At 71.7% G+C, this 22,108-nt stretch carries 17 protein-coding genes; 6 read left to right on the top strand and 11 right to left on the bottom strand.

The features are described from left to right. Window positions 1-131: 131 nt before the first annotated feature. The 6 genes from ACFRIC_RS36500 to ACFRIC_RS36475 all read right to left on the bottom strand — a co-directional run bounded on the left by ACFRIC_RS36500 (window position 132) and on the right by ACFRIC_RS36475 (window position 7,442). Window positions 132-1,136, bottom strand: coding sequence for a sugar phosphate isomerase/epimerase family protein (locus ACFRIC_RS36500; RefSeq protein WP_382795349.1), 1,005 nt, complete (start codon window positions 1,134-1,136; stop codon window positions 132-134). Between the two features lie 12 nt (window positions 1,137-1,148). Next, window positions 1,149-2,360, bottom strand: a complete 1,212-nt coding sequence (locus ACFRIC_RS36495) for a Gfo/Idh/MocA family protein (RefSeq protein WP_382795346.1) — start codon at window positions 2,358-2,360, stop codon at window positions 1,149-1,151. 82 nt (window positions 2,361-2,442) lie between these two features. Next, window positions 2,443-3,492, bottom strand: a complete 1,050-nt coding sequence (locus ACFRIC_RS36490; protein ID WP_382795343.1) for a substrate-binding domain-containing protein — start codon at window positions 3,490-3,492, stop codon at window positions 2,443-2,445. Between the two features lie 20 nt (window positions 3,493-3,512). After that, window positions 3,513-4,532, bottom strand: a complete 1,020-nt coding sequence (locus ACFRIC_RS36485) for an ABC transporter permease (RefSeq protein WP_382795340.1) — start codon at window positions 4,530-4,532, stop codon at window positions 3,513-3,515. Continuing rightward, window positions 4,529-6,067, bottom strand: a complete 1,539-nt coding sequence (locus tag ACFRIC_RS36480; protein ID WP_382795337.1) for a sugar ABC transporter ATP-binding protein — start codon at window positions 6,065-6,067, stop codon at window positions 4,529-4,531. Before ACFRIC_RS36480 ends, ACFRIC_RS36485 begins: the two co-directional genes overlap by 4 nt. A 193-nt stretch (window positions 6,068-6,260) precedes the next feature. After that, window positions 6,261-7,442: an ROK family protein gene (locus tag ACFRIC_RS36475; RefSeq protein ID WP_382795334.1), complete on the bottom strand. Its 1,182-nt coding sequence runs from the start codon at window positions 7,440-7,442 to the stop codon at window positions 6,261-6,263. Window positions 7,443-7,719: 277 nt separating this feature from the next. Here ACFRIC_RS36475 and ACFRIC_RS36470 point away from each other — a divergent pair, with 277 nt between their 5' ends. Continuing rightward, window positions 7,720-9,063 (top strand): low temperature requirement protein A, encoded by a 1,344-nt coding sequence (locus ACFRIC_RS36470; protein WP_382795332.1) that lies wholly within the window; start codon window positions 7,720-7,722, stop codon window positions 9,061-9,063. Between the two features lie 76 nt (window positions 9,064-9,139). Here ACFRIC_RS36470 and ACFRIC_RS36465 read toward each other — a convergent pair whose 3' ends face one another. The 3 genes from ACFRIC_RS36465 to ACFRIC_RS36455 all read right to left on the bottom strand — a co-directional run bounded on the left by ACFRIC_RS36465 (window position 9,140) and on the right by ACFRIC_RS36455 (window position 12,595). After that, entirely contained in the window at window positions 9,140-9,814 is a 675-nt protein-coding gene (locus ACFRIC_RS36465) for a GntR family transcriptional regulator (RefSeq protein WP_382795330.1), read from the bottom strand. Window positions 9,815-10,039: 225 nt separating this feature from the next. Continuing rightward, on the bottom strand, window positions 10,040-10,987 hold the full coding sequence (locus ACFRIC_RS36460; protein WP_382795327.1) for a beta-ketoacyl-ACP synthase III: 948 nt from the start codon (window positions 10,985-10,987) through the stop codon (window positions 10,040-10,042). Between the two features lie 276 nt (window positions 10,988-11,263). Next, window positions 11,264-12,595: an OFA family MFS transporter gene (locus ACFRIC_RS36455; protein ID WP_382795324.1), complete on the bottom strand. Its 1,332-nt coding sequence runs from the start codon at window positions 12,593-12,595 to the stop codon at window positions 11,264-11,266. 235 nt (window positions 12,596-12,830) lie between these two features. Here ACFRIC_RS36455 and ACFRIC_RS36450 point away from each other — a divergent pair, with 235 nt between their 5' ends. Continuing rightward, window positions 12,831-13,802, top strand: coding sequence for a 2-dehydropantoate 2-reductase (locus ACFRIC_RS36450; protein ID WP_382795321.1), 972 nt, complete (start codon window positions 12,831-12,833; stop codon window positions 13,800-13,802). 169 nt (window positions 13,803-13,971) lie between these two features. Further along, a complete protein-coding gene (gene fdhD / locus ACFRIC_RS36445; protein ID WP_382795318.1) occupies window positions 13,972-14,835 on the top strand; it encodes a formate dehydrogenase accessory sulfurtransferase FdhD in 864 nt (287 codons plus the stop codon). A 121-nt stretch (window positions 14,836-14,956) separates the two neighbouring features. Here the strand turns inward: fdhD and ACFRIC_RS36440 are convergent, their stop codons facing one another. Next, the gene (locus ACFRIC_RS36440) at window positions 14,957-15,499 is read right to left on the bottom strand and encodes an isochorismatase family protein (RefSeq protein ID WP_382795316.1); all 543 of its coding nucleotides are present in this window, start codon (window positions 15,497-15,499) and stop codon (window positions 14,957-14,959) included. A 233-nt stretch (window positions 15,500-15,732) separates the two neighbouring features. Between ACFRIC_RS36440 and ACFRIC_RS36435 the strand changes: the two genes are divergently transcribed. Then, window positions 15,733-17,604 carry an exo-alpha-sialidase gene (locus ACFRIC_RS36435; protein WP_382795313.1) on the top strand — a complete coding sequence of 624 codons (1,872 nt, stop codon included), beginning with the start codon at window positions 15,733-15,735 and terminating at the stop codon, window positions 17,602-17,604. Here the strand turns inward: ACFRIC_RS36435 and ACFRIC_RS36430 are convergent. Continuing rightward, complete coding sequence (locus ACFRIC_RS36430) at window positions 17,601-18,710, bottom strand: bile acid:sodium symporter family protein (RefSeq protein ID WP_382795311.1); 1,110 nt, start codon at window positions 18,708-18,710, stop codon at window positions 17,601-17,603. The two genes, ACFRIC_RS36435 and ACFRIC_RS36430, sit on opposite strands and share 4 nt — an antisense overlap. A 144-nt stretch (window positions 18,711-18,854) precedes the next feature. Here ACFRIC_RS36430 and ACFRIC_RS36425 point away from each other — a divergent pair, with 144 nt between their 5' ends. Together ACFRIC_RS36425 and ACFRIC_RS36420 are read left to right on the top strand one after the other, a co-directional pair. Further along, window positions 18,855-19,727 carry a LysR substrate-binding domain-containing protein gene (locus ACFRIC_RS36425; RefSeq protein ID WP_382795308.1) on the top strand — a complete coding sequence of 291 codons (873 nt, stop codon included), beginning with the start codon at window positions 18,855-18,857 and terminating at the stop codon, window positions 19,725-19,727. Between the two features lie 331 nt (window positions 19,728-20,058). Further along, window positions 20,059-21,885, top strand: a complete 1,827-nt coding sequence (locus ACFRIC_RS36420; RefSeq protein WP_382795306.1) for an AMP-dependent synthetase/ligase — start codon at window positions 20,059-20,061, stop codon at window positions 21,883-21,885. Window positions 21,886-22,108 lie beyond the last annotated feature (223 nt).

Here is a 22,108-nt window from a genome sequence, read left to right as displayed (position 1 = left end):
CTCGCCACACGGCGAGGGGGGCCGCTTCCGCGCAAGGGGCCGGGACCCCCGTACCCGGCCCCTCCCCCGCGTTCCCGGGGTCCTGTTCCCCGCCCCCGGGCCTCCGCCCCCCGATCCCCCGGTCCCCCGGCCTAGCCGTTGCCGCCGAACGCCGCGTCGAACGACGCCGACGGCGGCTCGAAGTCGTACGTCTTGAGCCGGGCCAGGGCCTCGGGCGCGCCGTGGAGGCGGTCCATGCCGGCGTCCTCCCACTCGACCGAGACGGGCCCGGCGTAGCCGATGGAGCGCAGCATGCGGAAGACGTCCTCCCAGGGGACGTCGCCGTGGCCCGCCGAGACGAAGTCCCAGCCGCGGCGCGGGTCTCCCCAGGGCAGATGGGAGCCGAGCCGTCCGTTGCGGCCGTCGAGGCGGGTCCGGGCCTCCTTGCAGTCGACGTGGTAGATGCGGTCGCGGAAGTCGTAGAGGAATCCGACGGGGTCGAGGTCCTGCCAGACGAAATGGGAGGGGTCGAAGTTGAGGCCGAAGGCGGGCCGGTGGCCGATCGCCTCCAGGGCCTTGTGCGTGGTCCAGTAGTCGTAGGCGATCTCGCTCGGGTGGACCTCGTGCGCGAAGCGGACGCCCTCGGCGTCGAAGACGTCGAGGACGGGGTTCCAGCGGGTGGCGAAGTCCTCGTAACCCCGCTCGATCATCGCTTCGGGCACGGGCGGGAACATGGCGACGAGGTGCCAGATCGCCGAGCCGGTGAATCCGATGACGGTGTCGACGCCGAGGGCGGCCGCCGCGCGGGCGGTGTCGGCGATCTCGGCGGCGGCCCGCCTGCGGACTCCCTCCGGCTCGCCGTCGCCCCAGACACGGGCGGGCAGGATCGCCAGATGGCGTTCGTCGATGATGGCGTCGCACACGGCCTGGCCGACCAGATGGTTGGAGATCGCCAGGCACTTGAGACCGTACTTGTCGAGGAGCGCGCGCCGGGACTCCACGTAGGTGGGATCCGCGAGCGCCTTGTCGACCTCGAAGTGATCGCCCCAGCAGGCGAGTTCGAGTCCGTCGTAGCCGAAGTCGCGGGCCAGCCGGCAGACCTCCTCGAGAGGCAGGTCGGCCCACTGGCCGGTGAAGAGCGTGAAGTCGCGCGGCATTTCGGGGCCTCCTCAGACCGCTACGGGGGTGTACGTGGAGTTCTTGCCGGCGCTCTCCTCGACCGCGGCGAGGACGCGCTGGACCTGGAGTCCGTCGGCGAAGGACGGTTCGGGCGGCCGCCCGTCCGCGATGGCCCGCACGAAGTCGCGGGCCTGGTGCGCGAAGGTGTGCTCGTAGCCGAGACCGTGGCCCGGCGGCCACCAGGCGTCGAGGTAGGGGTGGTCGGGCTCGGTGACGAGGATGCGCCGGAAGCCGGCGTGGGCGGCGGGTTCGGTGTGGTCGTGGTAGGAGAGTTCGTTGAGCCGTTCCAGGTCGAAGGCCAGCGAACCGCGGTCTCCGTTGAGTTCGAGGCGCAGCGAGTTCTTGCGCCCGGCCGCGAAGCGGGAGGCCTCGAAGGAGGCGAGGGCGCCGGAGGCGAAGCGGGCGGTGAACAGGGCGGCGTCGTCGACGGTGACGGCGTCCGAACGGGAGCCCCGCACGGGCCCGGAGGCCGACAGCCCGCCGGCCGGCCGTGCGGGCAGGGGCCGTCGGCGTACGAAGGTCTCGGTGAGCGCGGAGACCCCGCCGAGCGGCTCCCCCGCCAGGTACTGCGCGAGGTCGACGATGTGGGCCCCGAGATCGCCGAGGGCGCCGGAGCCGGCCCTCTCCTTGCGGAGCCGCCAGGTGAGCGGGAACTCGGGGTCGGTCAGCCAGTCCTGAAGGTACGTCACCCGCACGTGCCGCAGGGTGCCGAGGCGGCCCTCGGCCACCATCGAGCGGGCCAGCGCCGTGGCGGGGAGGCGGCGGTAGTTGAAGCCCACCATCGACATCTGGCCGCGTGCGGCGGCCTCGGCCGCGGCCGCCGCCATCGCCTCCGCCTCCTCGACGGTGTTGGCCAGCGGCTTCTCGCACAGTACGTGCTTGCCCGCGGCCAGCGCGGCGACGGCGATCTCGGCGTGGCTGTCGCCGGGGGTGCAGATGTCGACGACGTCGACGTCGTCCCGGGTGATCAGGGCGCGCCAGTCGGTCTCGGCGGCTCCCCAGCCGTGCCGGCCGGCCATGGCGCGTACGGCCTGTTCGTCGCGGCCGCAGACGGCGGCGAGGACCGGGCGGCGCGGCAGGTCGAAGACGCGGCCCACGGTGCGCCAGCCCTGTGAGTGGGCGGCGCCCATGAACGCGTAACCGACCATGCCCACGCCCAGGGGCGGTTTCGCGGCCTCGTCGCCCTGGTCCGGCTGTCCCATGCGGTGGTCCTCCTCGTGGTCGTGGCGCGGTGGGGGTGGGGCCCGGTCCCGCCGGACCGGGCCCCGCGGGCGGCGGTTCGCATCACCGGAAGCCGGTGGCCATGTACTGCTGGACGTTGTCCTTGTCGACGACGGCCGAGTAGAGCGTGAGCGAGGCGGGGATCTCGAACTCGGCGAGCCCGCTGATGCCCTTGCCCTGGCCGAGGGTGCGGGCGAGGTCGATCGCGGAGGCCGCCATGGTCGGCGGGTACAGGACGGTGGCCTTCAGGACGCTGTTGTCGGCGTCGATGGCCTGGAAGGCGGAGAGCGCTCCGGCTCCGCCGACCATGAGGAAGCCGTCGCGGCCGGCCTGCTTGATGGCCCGCAGCGCTCCCACGCCCTGGTCGTCGTCGTGGTTCCACAGCGCGTCGAACTCCGGCTGGGCCTGGAGGAGCTGGGACATCTTGGCCTGGCCGGACTCGACGGTGAACTCGGCGGCCTGGCGGGCGACCTTGGTGATGTTCGGGTAGTTCTTCAGAGCGGCGTCGAAGCCCTCGGTGCGCTGCTTGGTGAGTTCCAGGTTGTCGAGCCCCGCGAGCTCGATGACCTTGGCGTTCTTCCTGCCCTTGAGCTTCTCGCCGATGTAGTGGCCGGCGCTGAGGCCCATGCCGTAGTTGTCGCCGCCGATCCAGCAGCGGTACGCCTGGGGCGAGTTGAAGATGCGGTCGAGGTTGACGACCGGGATGCCGGCGCGCATCGCCTTGAGGCCGACCTGGGTCAGCGCCTTGCCGTCGGCGGGCAGCACGACCAGGACGTCGACCTTCTTGTTGATCAGGGTCTCGATCTGGCCGATCTGCGCCGCCGTGTCGTTGGAGCCCTCGGTGATCTCCAGGGTCACGTCCTTGTACTTCCCGGCGCGGCTCTTGGCGTTGTCGTTGATGGCGTTGAGCCAGCCGTGGTCGGCCTGGGGCCCGGCGAAGCCGATCGTGACGTGCTTGCCGGGCTTGCCGTCGGCGGCCGGGCCGGAGTTCGCGGCGGGGTTCGCGTCCTTGGTGTCGTTGCTGGTGCAGCCGGTGAGGAGGGCACCGGCCGAGACGGCGGCGGTCCCGAGGAGAAGTCCTCTGCGGCTGGTCGGGCTCGTTGGTACTGGCATGGCGGTGGACCCTTCCCGTGTCAGGTCGTGCTTGCTGTGCGCCGCTGGACCAGGACCGCGGCGACGATGATCGCGCCCTTGGCGATCTGCTGGACGTCGCTCTGGAGGTTGTTCAGCGCGAAGATGTCGGTGATCGTCGTGAAGATCAGCACGCCGAGCACCGAACCGGTGATGGTGCCGCGGCCCCCGCTGAGCAGGGTGCCGCCGATGATCGCCGCCGCGATGGCGTCGAGCTCGTAGAGGTTGCCGTTGGTGTTCTGGCCCGAGCCGGACAGGATGACCAGCAGGAACGCGGCGATGCCGCAGCACAGTCCGGAGAGCAGGTACAGGTACAGGCGCTGGCGTCGTACGTCGATGCCGGCGAGCCGGGCCGCCTCCGCGTTGCCTCCGACGGCGACCGTGCGCCGGCCGAAGGTGGTGCGGTTGAGCACCAGCCAGCCGATGACGGTGACGAGGGCGAAGACCAGGACGAGCGGCGGGACGCCCAGGACGTAGGAGTCGCGTTCGCCGAGCTTCAGGATTCCGTCCACGGTGACGATCTGGGTCCGGCCGTCGGTGATCTGGAGGGCCAGCCCGCGGGCCGAGGCGAGCATGGCGAGCGTCGCGATGAAGGGGACCATCCCGCCGTACGCGACGAGCAGTCCGTTGACCAGGCCGCAGCCGAGTCCGACGAGCACGGCGGTGACGAGGATGCCCGTGAAGCCGTACTCCTGGGTGGCGACCGTCGTGGCCCAGACCGAGGCGAGGGCGACGATCGCGCCCACCGACAGATCGATGCCGCCCGAGGTGATGACGAAGGTCATGCCGACGGTGACGACGCCGATCACCGAGGCCTGGGTGAGCACGAGTTGGAGGTTGCGGGTGTCGAGGAACTCGTCGGGCCGGGTGACGCCACCGATGACGACGAGGACGGCCAGGACGCCGAGGAGCGAGAGCGTGCGGACGTCGGCGCGGGCCACCACGGTGCGCCACGCGGGGACTTCGCCCGTGGCGGGCACCTTGCCGGTGCCGTCCCGGGGCGGGGACACGAACTGCGTCATGACGCCTGACTCCCTTCACTGGCCACGGGGCCTCCTTCCAGCACGAGGTCGAGTACGCGGTGTTCGTCGAGGTCCCGGGCGGGCGCCGTGTGCACGACCCGGCCCTCGCGCAGCACCAGGACGCGGTCGGCGAGTCCGAGCACCTCGGGGACCTCGCTGGAGACCATGAGGACGGCGAGGCCCTCGTCGGCGAGCCGGCGGATCACCGCGTACAGCTCGGCGCGCGCCCCGACGTCGACACCGCGGGTGGGCTCGTCGAGGAGCAGGACGCGGCAGCCGCGCAGCAGCCAGCGCGCCAGCACGGCCTTCTGCTGGTTGCCGCCGGACAGGGTCCTGACCGGGAGGGCGGGATCGTCGGGGCGCAGGGAGAGCTCACGGGTGGCGGCCCGTGCCGCTCCGCGCTCGGCCCGCCGGTCGATCCAGCCCCCGCGCGCGTAGCGGGACATGGAGGAGACGGAGACGTTGCGGGTGACCGACTCCAGCATCAGCAGGGCCTGCGCCTTGCGTTCCTCTGGGGCCAGCCCGAGGCCGGCGCGCACCGCGGCCCGGACGCTGCCGGTGCGCAGCGGCTTCCCGCCGACGCTGACCCGGCCGGTGGTGGGCCTGCGCGCTCCGTAGATCGTCTCCAGGATCTCGGAGCGGCCCGAGCCGACCAGCCCGGCCAGTCCGACGATCTCACCCGGTCGTACGTCGAGGTCGAACGGGGCGAACTCGCCCTGGCGGGACAGTCCTTGGACCGAGAGCACCGGCTCGGCCGGTGGCCGTTCACGGGGCCGGTCGGGGAAGACGTACTCGACGCTGCGCCCGGTCATGAGGGAGACCACCTCGCGGGTGGGGGTCGATCGGGCGGGCAGTCCGCCCGCGACCGCGCGTCCGTCCTTCAGGACCGTGACCCGGTCGCCGATGCGCCGGATCTCCTCCAGGCGGTGCGAGATGTAGACCACGGCGACGCCGTCCGCGGTCAGTTGGGCGACGATCCGGAAGAGGTTGCCGACCTCGTCGGGGTCGAGCGCCGCGGACGGCTCGTCCATGACGATGAGCCGTACGTCGTGGGAGAGCGCCCGCGCCATGGAGACGATCTGCCGCTGGGCGGCGGAGAGTTCACCGACGAGCCGGGCCGGGTCGATCTCCGGGTGGCCGAGCCGTTCGAGCAGCAGCGCGGTCGCGGTCCTGGCGGCCTTGCCCCTGACGACGAACCCCGCGGTGGTGGGTTCGTGTCCCAGGTGGACGTTCTCGGCGACCGACAGGCCCTCCACCAGGTCGAGTTCCTGGTAGATGGTGGCGATGCCGAGACGCATGGCGGCGATCGGGGACTTGAGGGTGACCGGCTCGCCGCGCCAGGTGATGGTGCCGTCGTCGGGCTGGTGGGCACCGGACAGGACCTTGATGAGGGTGGACTTCCCGGCGCCGTTCTGGCCGAGCAGACAGTGCACCTCGCCGGCCTGGACGTCGAGGTCGACGCCGTCGAGGGCCCGGACTCCGGGGAACGACTTGGTGATGCCGGACATCGTGAGCAGTGGTGGTTCTGGTGCCATGACGGTTCCCTCGGGCAGGCGTGCGGGCCGGTTGCCGGGCGGTGCGCGTACGGGCGGGGGGTGCTTCGGGCACGGGGGCGGCCGGTCGCGGCGCCGGTGGTCCGATTCCTGGAGACGGTCGGTGCGGAGACGGCTGATGCGGAGACGGCTGGTGCGGGCGCGAGGAGCTGGTGCGCGCGCGGGAGGAGGTGGCTTACGCGGGCGAGAACAGGTGGTCGCTGATCAGCCGGGCCCCGCCGATGACTCCGGCTGCCGGGCCCAGCTCCCCGAGGACGATGGGCAGATTGCCGGTCGCGAGCGGCAGCGACTGGCGGTAGACCTGGGTGCGGATCGCGGCGAGCAGGGTGTGGCCGAGACCGGTCACCCCGCCGCCGATCACCACCAGGGCGGGATTGAAGAAGCTGACGAGCGCCGCGATGACCTGTCCGGTGCGGTTGCCGCCCTCCCGGATCAGATCGAGCGCGGTGGCGTCGCCCGCCGCGGCGGCCGCGGCGACGTCGACGGCGCTCAGCGCGCCGTTCACCGCAAGCCGCGCGGCGAGTTCGGCCGAGCGGCCCTGCTGGACCGCCTCCACGGCGTCGCGCGCCAGCGCGGCACCGCTGAAGTGGGCCTCCAGGCAGCCGCGGTTGCCGCAGGCGCACGGACGCCCGTCGGGCACGGCCTGGATGTGCCCGATGTCGCCCGCGCTGCCGGTCGCGCCACGGTGGACCTCTCCGCCGACGACGATGCCGCAGCCGATGCCGGTACCGATCTTGACGCAGAGGAAGTCGCCCACGGAGCGGGCGACGCCCGCGTGCTGCTCCCCCATGGCCATCAGGTTCACGTCGTTGTCGACCATGACCGGACAGCCGAGTTCCTGGCCGAGTGCCTCACGGACCGGGAAGCCGTCCCAGCCCGGCATGATCGGCGGGGCGACCGGGACCCCCTCGGGGAAACGGACCGGACCGGGAACGCCGATCCCCGCCCCGTCGAACCCCTCCGCGACCCCCGAGGCCTTCAACTTGGCTGCCATGGACAGCACTTGCTCGCAGACCGCCACCGGTCCCTCGCGTACGTCCATGGGCTGGTTGAGGTGCCCGAGGATCTCCAGCTCCGCGTTGGTGACGGCCACGTCGACCGACGTCGCGCCGATGTCGACGCCCAGGAACCGCAGCGCCGGGGAGAGCCGGACGTTGTGGGAACGGCGGCCGCCCCGCGAGGCGGCGAGTCCGTCGGCCACCACGAGGCCGGTCTCCAGGAGCCGGTCCACCTCGACGGCCAGCTTCGACCGGGAGAGGTCGACGCGATCGCCGAGCTGGGCACGGGAGTTGGGGCCGCCGTCGCGCAACAGACGCAGCAGCCGGGCCTGATGGGCGTTCGCGGGTCGTGCCGTCATCCGTCTCACGAACCCCTCCCGCCTCGGCCGACACCTGCGTCGGTCACATTCCGGCCACCGTCACCGGTCGCGCTTTCGAGGGGAACGTAGCAGCGGCTGCCGGGAGTTGGAAGAAGTCGTGCACGGATTGCAGCAGACTTTTCCCACTCCCAGGACAAAGGGAGATCGGCGGGCGAAGGACCGGGCTCGAGGCCAGGCGGCCCCTTACGATCTCCGCAGACCATCTGTCACGGGGGGACACATGAACAGGACAGGGGACGGTGCGGGGCCCAGGCCGGTGACCGAGCCTGAGCCGTCCGAGGTGCCGGGGCACGGGCCGGTGGCCGAGGCTGAGCCGTCCGAGGTGCCGGGGACCACGTACTCGGCGAGCGGGACCGGACAGCCGACGGGCGACGAGGCCGGCGGGACCAGACGGCCGACGGGCGACGAGGTCGGCGGGACCGGACGGCCCGCGGGCGACGAGGCGGGGCGGCGCGTCAGTACGCTGGAGCTCTTCTTCGACCTCGTCTTCGTCTTCACCCTCACCCAGCTCACGGTGCTGCTCGCCGCCGACCTGTCGTTCGCGACGGCGGCCCGCGTCGCGCTGATCTTCGTGGTGCTGTTCTGGATGTACGGCGCGTACGCGTATCTCACCAACCAGGTCCCGCCGGACCGGCCTTCACGGCGCATCCTGCTGATGCTCGGCATGGGCGCGTTCCTGGTGTGCGCGCTGGCCATCCCGCGCGCCTTCGACGACGGCGGTGTGGTCTTCGGCCTGGGCTTCCTGGGCGTCGTCCTCGTGCACAGCGCGCTCTACACCCGCAGCCACGGCCGTGACGTCATCTGGTACGCGGTGCCGAACGCGCTCGCCGCGCTGGCCGTCACGGCGGCTGGCCTGTTCGACGGCCCGGGCGCCGACGGTCTGTGGCTGCTGGCCGTGGTCCTCCAGTTCGTCACGCCGTTCTTCGCCGAACACGGGGCCAGGCGCCGGGGCGGGCGGGACGCCGCGGTGCTGCGGGCACAGTTGGGCGCGCTCGACCCGGCCCACTTCGTCGAGCGGCACGGGCTGCTGCTCATCGTCGCGTTCGGCGAGTCCGTCATCGCGATCGGCATCGGGATCGGGAGCCGGCCGCTCACCGTGGATCTGTTCGTCGGAGCCTTCCTCGCGCTCGCGCTGGCCGGTGCCCTGTGGTGGACGTACTTCGTACGCGACGAGCACGCGGCGGAGGCCGTGTTCACGGCGACACCGCCGGACCGTCGCTGGCGCCTGGCGATGAACGCGTACTACTACGCCTTCCTGCCCATGCTGCTCGGCATCGCCTACTGCGCGACCGGGGTGAAGAAGACGCTCGGCCATCTCACCGAGCACTCCGCCACCGGGCCCGCGCTGACGCTCGCGGGCGGGGTCGCGCTGTTCCTCGCCGGGGACGTGGCCTTCCGTTCGGTGCTGCGGCTGTGGCCGGTGACGTTCCGCGCGGCCGCGGTGCCCGTCGCGGCGGCCACGGCGCTGCTGGGCATCCGTTTCTCGGCGGTCACCGAACTGCTGGCGCTGGTGGGGGTGTTGGTGGTGATGCTCGGCGCGGAGGCCCGCTGGTCACCCTCCCGACCCGGCCCTCGGACGGCGCCGGCGCCCGCCCGCTGACGAGCGGAGACGACAAGCAGAGGACCAGAAGAGGGCCAGGAGAGACAAGCCGAGACGGCGGTGTCCGCCGTCTCGGCTACTTCTCGCGGTCGTGGTACATCTGCCGTGTGTGCTCGGTGTGCGCGCGCATGACCGTGGTGGCCCGCTGTCCGTCGCGCTCCGCTATCGCGGCGATCAGCTCGCGGTGCTCGATCCAGGACTGCCGCCCGCGCTGCCGGGCCACCGGCGTGTAGTACCAGCGGACCCGGCGGTCGACCTGCGCGGCGAGTTCGGCGAGGACCGCGTTGCCCGCGAGTTCCATGACCTTGGCGTGCAGTCGCGCGTTCGTCGCGACCGCGGCGTCGACGTCGTCGGCGGCGACCGCCCGTTCACCCTCGGTGCACAGCTCTTCGAGCGCGCTGACGGCCGCCGGACTCGCGTTGGCGGCGGCGAGCCGGGCCGCCTCGGCCTCCAGGAGCGTACGGACGGTGAGGAGCTGGTCGGCCTCCTCCTCGGTCGGCTCGTGCACGAACGCGCCCTGGGCGGGCCGGAGGTCGACCCAGCCGTCCGTGCTCAGCCGTTGCAGGGCCTCGCGCACCGGCTGCCGTGACACTCCGAGATGACCGGCGAGTTCGCTCTCGACCAGGTGCTGGCCCGGCTGGAGGGCGCGGGTGGTGATGAGTTCGAGCAGCGCTTCGTAGACACGGTCACGGAGCGGGCCGGGCCGCTCCAGCTTCGGTACCGCTCCCTGAGGCAGGCCTGTCGACAACATCACGGTCCCTCCCTGGGCAGCGTCGTCGCCGCGATAAGGAAAGTCGATTATCAATTGTCTTTCGCCTACAGTCTACGGCGCACAAACGAGCCGACAGGCACGGGAGTTGGGCTTGTCACACCCGGGGCCCCGGGCGCCGGGCGAACGGCTCGGACCCGCGGACGGCCCGGATCACCTCAGCGACGGCTCCGTCCCGCGAAGGGCCGGTCCGCCGTCCGGTCCGCCTCACGGGCAGCGGACGACCTGCCCCGCGTAGGAGAGGTTGCCGCCGAAGCCGAACAGCAGGACGGGGTCACCGGTGGAGATCTCGCCGCGCTCGACCAGCTTGGAGAAGGCGAGCGGGATGCTGGCGGCCGAGGTGTTCCCGGAGTCGACCACATCGCGCGCGACGACCGCGTTGACCGCGCCGATCTTCAGGGCGAGCGGCTCGATGATCCGCAGGTTGGCCTGGTGCAGGACGACCCCGGCCAGGTCCTCGGGGGCGAGGCCGGCGCGCTCGCAGGCCTTCCGGGCGATCGGCGGGAGCTGGGTGGTGGCCCAGCGGTAGACGCTCTGTCCCTCCTGCGCGAACCGGGAGGGGGTGCCCTCGATGCGCACCGCGTGCCCCATCTCGGGGACCGAGCCCCACAGCACCGGCCCGATGCCGGGCTCCTCGCCCGCGGGGCAGGCCTCGACCACGGCGGCCCCCGCGCCGTCGCCGACGAGGACGCACGTGGTGCGGTCGGTCCAGTCCGTCACGTCGGTCATCTTGTCGGCGCCGATGACGAGCGCCCGGGTCGCGGCGCCGGCCCGCACGGTGTGGTCGGCGGTGGCGAGGGCGTGGGTGAACCCGGCGCAGACGACGTTGACGTCCATCGCGGCCGGGGAGGGGATGCCGAGACGGGCGGCGACCCGGGCGGCCATGTTCGGGGACCGGTCGACGGCCGTGGAGGTGGCGACGAGGACGAGGTCGATGTCGCCGGGCGTCAGACCGGCCGAGGCGAGCGCCTTGGCGGCCGCGTGCGCCGCCAGCTCGTCGACCGGTTCGTCGGGCCCGGCGACATGGCGGGTCCGGATGCCCACACGGCTCCGGATCCACTCGTCACTGGTGTCGACCATGCCCGCCAGGTCCTCGTTGGTGAGTACCTTGGCGGGCTGATAATGGCCGACGGCGGCGATCCGTGTGCCGTTCATGTGGTCCCCCTCGTGCTTCGGGTAGCGGGATCCACCAGTCTGATCAGTGACTCGCGGGTACGACGGCAGGTGATGCCACAGGATTGCGCCGCCAGGCTTGTCGGCTTCTGTCAGACCTTGGGACGTCCGAACAACTACCCCGAGAACAGTTGAGTGGCCTTCTGTACGAGCTCGTAGACGCCGTAGCACAGGGGCGCACCGACCCACAGCCACGCGAACGCGGTCAGGGCCGGCCGGGCGCGGGGGCCCGGGACAGCGGCGGGGACACCGGCGGCGTCAGGCGGACTCGGACTGCTGTCGTGCGACATCGGCGGCCTCCCTGGGCGCGGGGATGTGATGGCGGGGGTGCACGGGGCGGACGAACTCGTTGGCGACGAAGCCGACGGCGAGCAGCCCGATCATGATCAGGAACGACAGTCCGTACAGGGACGAGCCGTGCTTGCCCGCTGCCTCCTGGTGGTCGGCGATCCGGTTCACGATCAGCGGCCCGAGGACGCCGGCGGTGGACCAGGCGGTGAGCAGCCGTCCGTGGATGGCGCCGACCTGGTACGTGCCGAACAGGTCCTTCAGATAGGCCGGGACCGTGGCGAAGCCTCCGCCGTAGAAGGAGAGGATCACCAGCGCGCTCAGGATGAACAGGGGCTTGGAGGAATCTCCGAACCACGCGATGAGCGCGTACATCAGGGCGCCGGCCCCGAGGTAGACGCGGTAGACGTTCTTGCGGCCGATCAGGTCGGAGGTCGAGGACCAGCCGATCCGGCCGGCCATGTTGGCGGCGGAGAGCAGGGCGACGAATCCGGCCGCCGCGGTGGCGGTGACCGGGGTGGAACTGTCCGCGAAGAAGTCCGAAATCATCGGGGCGGCCTTCTCCAGGATGCCGATGCCCGCGGTGACGTTCATGCACAGGACGACCCACAGCAGCCAGAACTGCGGGGTGCGGACGGCGTTGCGGGCGGAGACCTGGACCCCGTCGAGGGCGCTCGGCCCGGACGGGGCCGGTGTCTCGCCGCGCGGGACGCGTACCAGAAGCACGCCGAGGGTCATGAACACGGCGTACGACAGTCCGTGCACGAGGAAGGCGACGGCGATCCCGGAGGAGTCGGAACCGAACGACTTCAGCATCTGGGCGGACCAGGGCGAGGCGATCAGCGCGCCGCCGCCGAAGCCCATGATCGCGATGCCGGTGGCCATTCCCGGCCGGTCCGGGAACCACTTGATCAGTGTGGAGACCGGTGAGATGTAGCCGATACCGAGGCCGGTGCCGCCGACGAAGCCGTAGCCGAGGACGATCAGCCAGTACTGCTCGGTGGCCGCGCCGAGCGCGGAGATGAGGAAGCCGGACGAGAAGCAGACCAGGGCGACGGTCATGGCCCAGCGCGGGCCGTTGCGCTCGACGAGGGTGCCGCCGAACGCGGCCGACAGGCCGAGCATCACGATGGCGAGCTGGAACGGCAGCGCGCTCTGCGTCCCGCTGAGACCGAGCGCGGATTCGAGGGGCGGCTTGAAGACGCTCCAGGCGTAGGCCTGGCCGATGGAGAGGTGGACCGACAGGGCGGCCGGCGGGACGAGCCAGCGGCTCCAACCGGGGGGTGCGACGGGAGGGCTCATGATCCAGGACGATAGGAAGCGGTTGTCCGGCTGTGAAGCGGGGTGACACGAACTCGTCGACCGTATGCGGTGAGCGGTATCCCTGACGCGACGAACGGTCACCGGAGCGGACCCTGGCGCGCAGCAGCCGGTACGGCCCGCACCCTTGTCGCCCCTCATTCCATCCTGTAGACAATATTTCGTCGACAGAGTTCGGCAGTTCCTCGGTACCCTCGACCGAACGGAGCGCCACACAGTGAGAGTCGCAGTTCTCGGCGCCGGTGCGATCGGCGCCTACGTCGGCGCCGCTCTGCACCGCGCGGGCGCCGACGTGCATCTCGTCGCACGTGGACCGCATCTGGCGGCCATGAGGCAGCACGGCGTCCAAGTCCTCAGTCCACGCGGGGACTTCACCGCGCGGGCCCACGCCACCGACGACCCGGCCGAGATCGGTCCGGTCGACTACGTCTTCCTCGGCCTCAAGGCCAACTCGTACGCGGCGTGCGGGCCGCTGATCGAGCCCCTGCTGCACGGCACGACGGCGGTCGTCGCCGCCCAGAACGGCATTCCCTGGTGGTACTTCCACCGGCACGGCGGACCCTACGACGGCCACCGGGTGGAGAGCGTGGACCCGGGCGGCGCGGTCAGCGCGGTCCTGGCCCCCGAGCGGGCCGTCGGGTGCGTCGTCTACGCCGCGACCGAGCTCGCGGCACCGGGCGTCGTCCGCCATCTCGAAGGCACCCGGTTCTCCGTCGGGGAACCCGACCGGTCCCTCTCGCCGCGCTGCCGGGCGTTCAGCGACGCCCTGCGGGAGGGCGGCCTGAAATGCCCGGTCGAAGCGGACCTGCGCAACGACATCTGGCTCAAGCTGCTCGGCAACATCTCCTTCAACCCCATCAGCGCGCTGGCCCGCGCCACGATGCGGCAGATGTGCCTGCACGGCGGGACGCGCAGGGTCATCGAGATCATGATGACCGAGACGCTGACCGTCGCGGAGGCACTCGGCTGCGAGGTGGGGGTGTCCATCGAGCGGCGCCTCGCGGGGGCCGAGCGGGTCGGCGACCACCGCACCTCCACACTCCAGGACCTGGAACGCGGCAAACCGCTGGAACTCGACGTGCTGCTCGCGGCCGTCGTGGAACTCGCGGAGATCACCGGGGTCCCGGTCCCGACGCTGCGCACCGTCCACGCCATCTCGGACCTGCTCGCGCTGCGGACGGCGGCGTGAACGCGGAGCGGGCCGCACGGCGAGGCTCCCCACGGCCCGCTCCGCGGGTGCAGGACAATGAGTACGTGAAGGTCGCCCTCGCGGCACGCCCGGGTGACCCGAACGCCACCCGGCGATCGCGAGGGCCGATCCGGCCGGCCGAACGCATGGAAGCGGGACTGATCAGGACATGGGACGAGTCACGGAACGACGCAAGGTGATCCGCGTCCGGGACGGAGTCGTGAGCTCCCGCCCGGACACGCTCGTCGCCGAGGAGCCACTGGAGATCCGGCTCGACGGCAAGCCTCTGGCGATCACCATGCGCACCCCGGGCGACGACTTCGCGCTGGCCGCGGGGTTCCTGGTCAGCGAAGGCGTGCTGGGGCGTGCCGACGAACTCCAGAACATCGTGTACTGCGCGGGAGCCACGGAGGACGGCTCCAACACGTACAACGTCGTCGACGTGCGGACGGCGCCCGGTCTCGTCGTCCCGGACATCACGCTCGAACGCAACGTGTACACGACGTCCTCGTGCGGCCTGTGCGGCAAGGCCAGTCTGGAGGCGGTCCGCACGACGGCCCGCTGGAGCATCGACGACACGGAGGGCGGCACCACTCCCCCGGTGCGGCTGGAACCCGGCCTGCTCGCGAGCCTCCCCGACCGGCTGCGCGCGGCCCAGCGGGTCTTCGACCGGACCGGGGGTCTGCACGCGGCGGCCCTGTTCACCGAGGAGGGTGAGCTGGTCGACATACGGGAGGACGTGGGCCGGCACAACGCGGTCGACAAGCTGGTCGGCCGCGCGCTGCAGAACGGCACGCTCCCGCTCTCCCGGACGGTCCTGCTGGTCTCCGGCCGGGCGTCCTTCGAGCTGGCGCAGAAAGCGGTGATGGCGGGCATCCCGGTGCTGGCGGCCGTCTCCGCTCCTTCGTCGCTGGCCGTCGACCTGGCGGCGGAGACCGGCCTGACCCTGGTCGGCTTCCTGCGCGGCGCCAACATGAACGTGTACGCGGGCGAGCACCGCATCACCCTGCGGGCCGCGGCCGGCCAGGGCTGACACCGCCTCCCCGCGGCACGGCGGCGGGGCCCCGGACGGCGGGGAGCGCCCCCTGCGCCGGAGGGGCCCCGCCTCGGTCCCGGTCCACCGCCGCCGCGACGGGCTTCGCCCGTGCCCGGACTCAGCGAACCGGGAAGCGCACCTGGTCCGCGGTCACGACCGTGCCGAGGCGCGGGAAGTCCAGCCGGACGGAGGCGTCGTGCTCGGCGGCGGTGAACGCGGCCATCGCGTCCTCGACGAAGACGAGGTCGTAGCCGAGGTCGCCGGCGGCGCGCGCGGTCGACTCGACCCCGAGGTTGGTGGCGATCCCGCCGAACACCAGGGTGCAGACGCCGTGTTCACGCAGGTGCTCGTCGAGGCCGGTGCCCTGGAACCCGCCGATGGTCCGCTTCACGATCTCCAGGTCGCCCTCCGCGACGAGCCCGGCGACCAGGCCGCTCCCGGGCGGCTGCTCCGCGACCCCGGACCGCTCGACCCGGATGAGCACGACGAGCGCGCCCGCCTTGCGGAAGGTTTCCGCCAACTCCTCGGCGGTGGCGAGAACTTCGGTCCCCTTGTTCGGTTCCAGGGGCAACGCCACGATGCGCTCCATCAGATCGACGAGCACGAGTGCGGTGCGCGCCGGGTCGAGGGCGAGGCGGGGTTCGGTTTCGGGTGCGGTCATGACGGAACGTTAGCCCGCATCAGCCGTCCGTACCGGAAATCCGGATCGACAAGCCCGTGAACTGCTCCTCGCCGGGCGGACACACGGGCGCCGAATTCTGGCGTGAACACGACCGGTGCATGCTCCTTGTGGGGTGCCTGAGGGCCCAAGTAGCCTCTGCGGCGCGAACGTTGGACGTGGGATGTCCTTAGAATCCGGATTGCCCAGCCGTCGTACGAAGGGCAGGTCGCACCATGCCGTCACGCCTCGCCACCCGTCTGAGATCCCTCTCCGCCGCGCTCCTCGGCATCGCCGCGCTGATCGCGCTCCCGGGCACGGCGCGAGCCGAACCCGTGCCGGTCGCACCGGCGTTCGAGCAGCAGGTGCTCTTCAAGGCCTCGCAGGATCCGGGATACGCCTGCTTCCGCATCCCCTCCGTCGTCCGGACGACCAGGGGAACTCTGCTGGCGTTCGCCGAGGGACGCGTCCTCAACTGCGGTGACGCGGCCGACATAGACATCGTGGTGAAGCGCTCCGCCGACGGCGGCCGCACCTGGGGCCCGCTCCAGGTCGTCAACGAGGGGAACGGGGACACCCACGGCAACCCGACCCCGGTCGTGGACCGCGAGACCGGCCGGATCGTGCTGGCGGAGACCTACAACACGGGCCGTACGGACAGCGCGAGCTGCACGGTCCCCTGCGACCGCACCCCGCATCTCCAGTACAGCGACGACGACGGTCTGAGCTGGTCGCAGCCGCGCGACCTCAGCTCCGAGATCCTGCCCGCGAACTGGAACTCCTGGTACGCCACCGGCCCGGTCCACGGCGTCCAGCTCACCCGCGGCCGGCACGCGGGCCGGCTCGTGTTCGCCGTCAACACCGAGACCTGGGACGGCACCCGGGTGACCGCCAACAACGCCGCCCTCATCACCAGCGACGACGGCGGCGAGCACTGGGACATCGGGGCGAGCGACTCCTGGCCGATCGCGGCCGACGGCACCTTCCGGCAGAAGCCGTCCGAGATGACCCTCACCGAGCGCGCCGACGGATCGCTCCTGATCAGCGGCCGCGAGCAGGACGGGACCGACCTCGGCCACCGCACCCAGGCGGTCAGCCGGGACGGCGGCGACAGTTTCGCGGCCCCCTTCCGTGACGTCCCCGACCTCTACGCGCCCCAGGTGCAGGGCTCGACGCTGCGCTTCGGGAACCGGATCCTGCTCTCCTGCCCCGCCGACCCGGACCGCCGCCGCACCATGGCGATCCGCTCCTCCTACGACGGCGGACGCACCTGGGACAGCGTGGACCGCGGGACGGTCGTCACCACCGACTGGTCGGGCTACTCCGACCTGGTGGGTGTCGACGGCGACACCGTGGGCCTGCTGTACGAGGGCGGCGCGGTGGACGCGCGCGACGAGATCCGCTTCGCCCGCTTCACCGAGGACTGGCTCCAGCCGCGCCGTGGCCCCGACCCGACGACGGCCGACCTCGCTCCGCTCACCCGGCGGGCGGCGGTCCTCGGCGGCCCGAGCGAGACCGCCGGCGTGCTCGGGGGCGGGCTGGAGTTCGACGGCACCGACGACGCCGTACGACTGCCGTATCAGGACCGGCTGCCGCTGGGGACGAAGGACTTCACGGCGTCCCTGTGGTTCCGCTACACGGCCACCAGCGGTGAACAGCCCCTGCTGTGGATGGGCGGGATCGGTACGAGCCAGCCGCAGGTGTGGCTGCGCGGGGAGCCCGCCTCCAACCGGATCACCGGGCTGATCACCACCAGGAACGGCGCGTCGGCCCCGGCCACGGCGTTCGTGCGCACCACGAGCTCCTTCAACGACGGCCAGTGGCACCATCTGGCGCTGCGGCGCGGCGGGGGACAGCTCACCCTGTTCCTCGACGGGACGACCGTCAGCACGGCGGACGTGCCCGGATCGGTGAGCCGGAACTCGCCGTTCGGCGTGCACATCGGCCAGCGGATGGACAGCCGGGCCTTCTTCACCGGGGCGATCGACGACGTGCGGGTCTACGACCGCGCGTTGAGCGACGACGAACTGTCGGCGCCGCCCTCGCGGAAGGTGACCCGGGACACCGTCCTGTGGCTTCCCCTGGACCGGGTCGCCAAGGACGGTTAGCGTCCCGCCGTCGCGGCCGGGGAGACCCGGAGGCCGTCGGAGCGGGCCGGGCCGGCGGCCCGGCCCGCTCCTTCGGCCGTACCTCCCGTCCCCGCCGCGCCACCGGACGGCCGGTCCGGGCCGGGGCGGCCGCTCACCTCGGGATCCCGGGCCCGGCGTTTGGCGATCACCGCGCACACCATGAGCTGCATCTGGTGGAAGAGCATCAGCGGGAGCACGGCGAGGGAGGCGTGCGCGCCGAACAGGACACCGGCCATGGGCAGGCCCGACGCGAGCGACTTCTTGGACCCGGCGAACTGGATGGCGATCCTGTCCTCGCGGTCGAAGCGCAGGGCCTTCGCGCCGTACCAGGTCAGGAGGAGCATGACGCCGAGCATCAGCGCCTCGACGACGAGGAGCCCCGCCAGCCGCGCCGCGCTGACCTGGCTCCAGATGCCCCGCACCATTCCCTCGCTGAAGGCGGTGTACACGACGAGCAGGATGGATCCGCGGTCGACGTAGCCGAGAACCTTCTTGTGACGGGTGATGAAGCCGCCGATCCACGGGCGCAGGAGCTGTCCGGCCAGGAACGGCACCAGCAGTTGCAGCACGATCTTGACGACCGAGTCCGTGGAGAAGCCGCCGCCGCTGCCGCCGAGGAGGAGCGCGGCGAGCAGCGGGGTGACGACGATGCCCGCGAGGGAGGAGAAGGAGCCCGCGCAGATGGCGGCGGGCACGTTGCCGCGGGCGATCGAGGTGAAGGCGATCGACGACTGGATGGTCGAGGGGACGAGCGTGAGGAAGAGGAGGCCGGTGTAGAGGTCGTGGGTCAGGAGGACGGGCTCCAGGCCGCGGGCGGCGAGGCCGAGCAGCGGGAACGCCACGAAGGTGCAGATCAGGACCGTACCGTGCAGCCGCCAGTGCTTGAGGCCGTCCATCGCCTCACGGGTGGACAGGCGAGCGCCGTACAGGAAGAAGAGGAAGGCGATGGCCGCCGTGGACGCGCCCGAGGCGACGTCCGCCGCCGTTCCGCTCGCCGGGAACAGGGCGGCGAGGCCCACGGTCCCGAGCAGCAGCAGGATGTAGGGGTCGACCGGCATCCAGCTCGGCCACTGCAGGCGTTTCACGGTGCTCCACTGCTCGGTTGCTCGGTTCGGTGCGGGTGATCGTCGTCGGCGGATCGTGCCCTCTCCATCGTCCCCTCCCGGGCCGCGATCGGGAATCCGTCATACTGCTCTGACTGTCATCACGTATCGCGATAACGTGGGCCCGTGTACGACCCTTCCCAGCTCCGTACGTTCCTGGCGGTGGCCCAGACGCTGAGCTTCACGCGGGCCGCCAGGCGGCTGGGGGTGCGCCAGTCCACGGTCAGCCAGCACGTGCGCCGGCTGGAGGACGCCGCCGGACGGCAGTTCTTCGCCCGCGACACCCACTCCGTCGAGCTCACCGAGGACGGTGAGGCGATGCTCGGGTTCGCGCGGCGGATCCTGGAGGTGCAGGAACAGGCGACGGCGTTCTTCACGGGCACCCGGTTGCGGGGGCGGCTGCGCTTCGGCGCGTCCGAGGACTTCGTGCTGACCCGGCTGCCGGAGATCCTGGAGGGGTTCCGCACCGACCACCCCGAGGTGGACCTGGAACTGACGGTGGAGCTGTCCGGCACGCTCCACGAACAGCTCGCAGCCGGGCACCTCGATCTGGTCCTGGCGAAACGGCGGCCGGAGGATCCGCGCGGCGAGCTCGTCTGGCACGACCGTCTCGTGTGGATCGGGGCCCAGCGGCTGCGCCTCGACCCGGACCGCCCGGTCCCGCTGATCGTCTACCCGCCCCCGGGCATCACCCGCGCGCTCGCCCTCGAAGCGCTGGAGCGCCAGGGGCGGCCGTGGCGCGTCGCCTGCACCAGCGGCAGCCTCAACGGACTGATCGCGGCGGCCCGCGCGGGCCTGGGTGTGATGGCCCACTCGCGGGGGCTGGTGCCGCCCGGTCTGGTGCGGGTGCCGGAGCGAGCGGGGCTGCCGGAGCTCGGCGAGGTCGACTTCGTACTGGTGCACGGCCGGCGGCGGCCGTCCGCGCAGGACGCCGCGGACGCGCTCGCGGCGGCGATCCTCGCGGGCGGGGACCGGCTGCACCGGGGGCAGCGCGGCTAGGGTCCGACGGCGGCGGAGCCGGGGACCGGCGGGTCGGCGGCGTCAGCGGAGCCGGGGTTCCGCGGGGGGGGGCGAATCGCCCGGAGCGAGGCATTCCGAATCGGCTCTCCAGGGCCCTTGATCCCCGTCCTGGCTCGTGCCGATTCCGTGGAGATTACGGACTCGAAACCTACGGAACCGTAAGGGATTCTGTCCGACCCTTCCCCTTGTGCGGCATTTCCGTGGTTGACCTGTGCGGACGCCGCACCCCTCGGCGGTTCGAGCCCCCTCCCGTCCGCTCGCGTGGTGGGGTAGCTTTCACGGCGCTGTGCGGAGGCCACGAGGAGCGGTATTGCGCGAGTTCACCAACCCCCCGTTGGCGTCGGCGCCGCCGGTGGGCGGCCTGGCCGACGCCGTGTTCGAGTATGCCCGGGTGGACCCGCTCCACGTGGCGCTCGGCCGCAAGGACGAGCAGGGACAGTGGCGCGACGTCACCTCGGCGGAGTTCCGGGACGAGGTCCTGGCGCTCGCCAAGGGCATGCTGTCCCAGGGCATACGCTTCGGCGACCGGGTCGCCATCATGTGCCGCACCCGCTACGAGTGGACCCTCTTCGACTTCGCCCTGTGGACGATCGGCGCCCAGGTCGTGCCCATCTATCCCACCTCCTCCGCCGAGCAGGTCTTCTGGATGCTGCACGACGCGCAGGTGTCGGCGGTCATGGTGGAGCACGAGGACCACGCGATGACCGTCGCCACGGTCGTCGACCGGCTCCCCCAGCTCCACAAGCTGTGGCAGCTCGACGTGGGCGCGGTGCACGAGCTGTACGAGGCCGGCGCGCACCTCGACGACGAGGTGGTGCACCGCCACCGCCGCGCCGTCACCCCCGAATCCATCGCGACGATCATCTACACCTCGGGCACCACGGGGCGCCCCAAGGGCTGTGTCATCTCGCACGCGAACTTCATGTTCGAGGCGGACACCGTCATCAAGCGCTGGGAACCCGTCTTCCACTCCAAGCGGGGCGACGAGGCGAGCACCCTGCTGTTCCTGCCGCTCGCGCACGTCTTCGGGCGGATGGTCCAGATCGCCGCGTTCCGCGGGCGGGTCAAGTTCGGGCACCAGCCCCAGCTCAACGCGTCCGCGCTGCTGCCGGACCTCGCCGCCTTCCGGCCCACCTTCTTCCTGGCCGTGCCGTACATCTTCGAGAAGGTCTTCAACTCCGCGCGCCGCAAGGCCGAGCGGGAGGGCAAGGCGGGGCCCTTCGAGAAGGCCGTCGACGTCGCCGTGCGCTACGCGGACGCCGTCGAGGCCAAGGCCTGGGGCACCGGGCCCGGCCCCTCGGCGAGCCTGCGCATGCAGCACCAGGTCCTCGACAAGCTCGTCTACTCCAAGGTCCGGGCCGCGATGGGCGGCCGGGTCAGACACGCGATGTCCGGCGGCTCGGCGATGGACCGGCAGCTCGGGCTGTTCTTCGCGGGCGCGGGCATCACCATCTACGAGGGGTACGGGCTCACCGAGTCCACGGCGGCCGCCACCGCCAATCCGCCCGAGCTCACCCGGTTCGGCACCGTCGGGCAGGCGATCCCCGGGACCACCGTGCACATCGCGGACGACGGCGAGATCTGGCTGAACGGCGGCAACGTCTTCCAGGGCTACCTCAACAACGACAAGGCCACCGACGCGACCCTGCACGACGGCTGGCTGGCCACCGGCGACCTCGGCTCCCTGGACGAGGACGGCTACCTCACCATCACCGGGCGCAAGAAGGAGATCCTGGTGACCTCCGGCGGCAAGAGCGTCTCGCCGGGCGCGCTGGAGGAGCGGGTGCGCGACCATCCGCTCGTCGCGCAGTGCATAGTGGTCGGCAACGACCGGCCGTACATCGCCGCGCTCGTCACCCTCGACTCCGAGGCCGTCGAGCACTGGCTCCAGATGCGCGGCAAGCCGCCGCTGTCGGCCGGGGATCTGGTGCGCGACCCCGATCTGGAGACCGAGGTGCGGCGCGCCGTGGTCGCCGCCAACACGCTCGTCTCGCAGGCCGAGTCGATCCGCACCTTCCGGATCCTGGCCAACCAGTTCACCGAGGAGCACGGCCTGCTGACGCCGTCGCTGAAGCTGAAGCGCAAGGCGATCGAGAAGGCGTACGAGACCGAGGTCGAGGCGCTCTACCGGACGTAGGGCCGGTCGTTCGGGATCACGCGGCGGGACACGGAGCCGGCACAAGCCCGTATCGCCCTGCGGCACGGACACCGGCGTGATTGATCGGACTATTTCAGCCAATCTTCGATTCCACGCGCCCTGAGCCCGGTCAGGAATGCATCACGGCCCGTGATCGTTGACCATACGAAGACCACCCGACGACTTAAGGATCGAGAGCTCGTGAGCAAGGTCCCCCCGATCA

It is taken from the genome of Streptomyces sp. NPDC056738, assembly GCF_042790435.1.
Lineage (GTDB): Bacteria > Actinomycetota > Actinomycetes > Streptomycetales > Streptomycetaceae > Streptomyces.
Note: the sequence above shows the minus strand (reverse complement) of the source record. Positions and strands in the feature narration are given on the sequence as shown.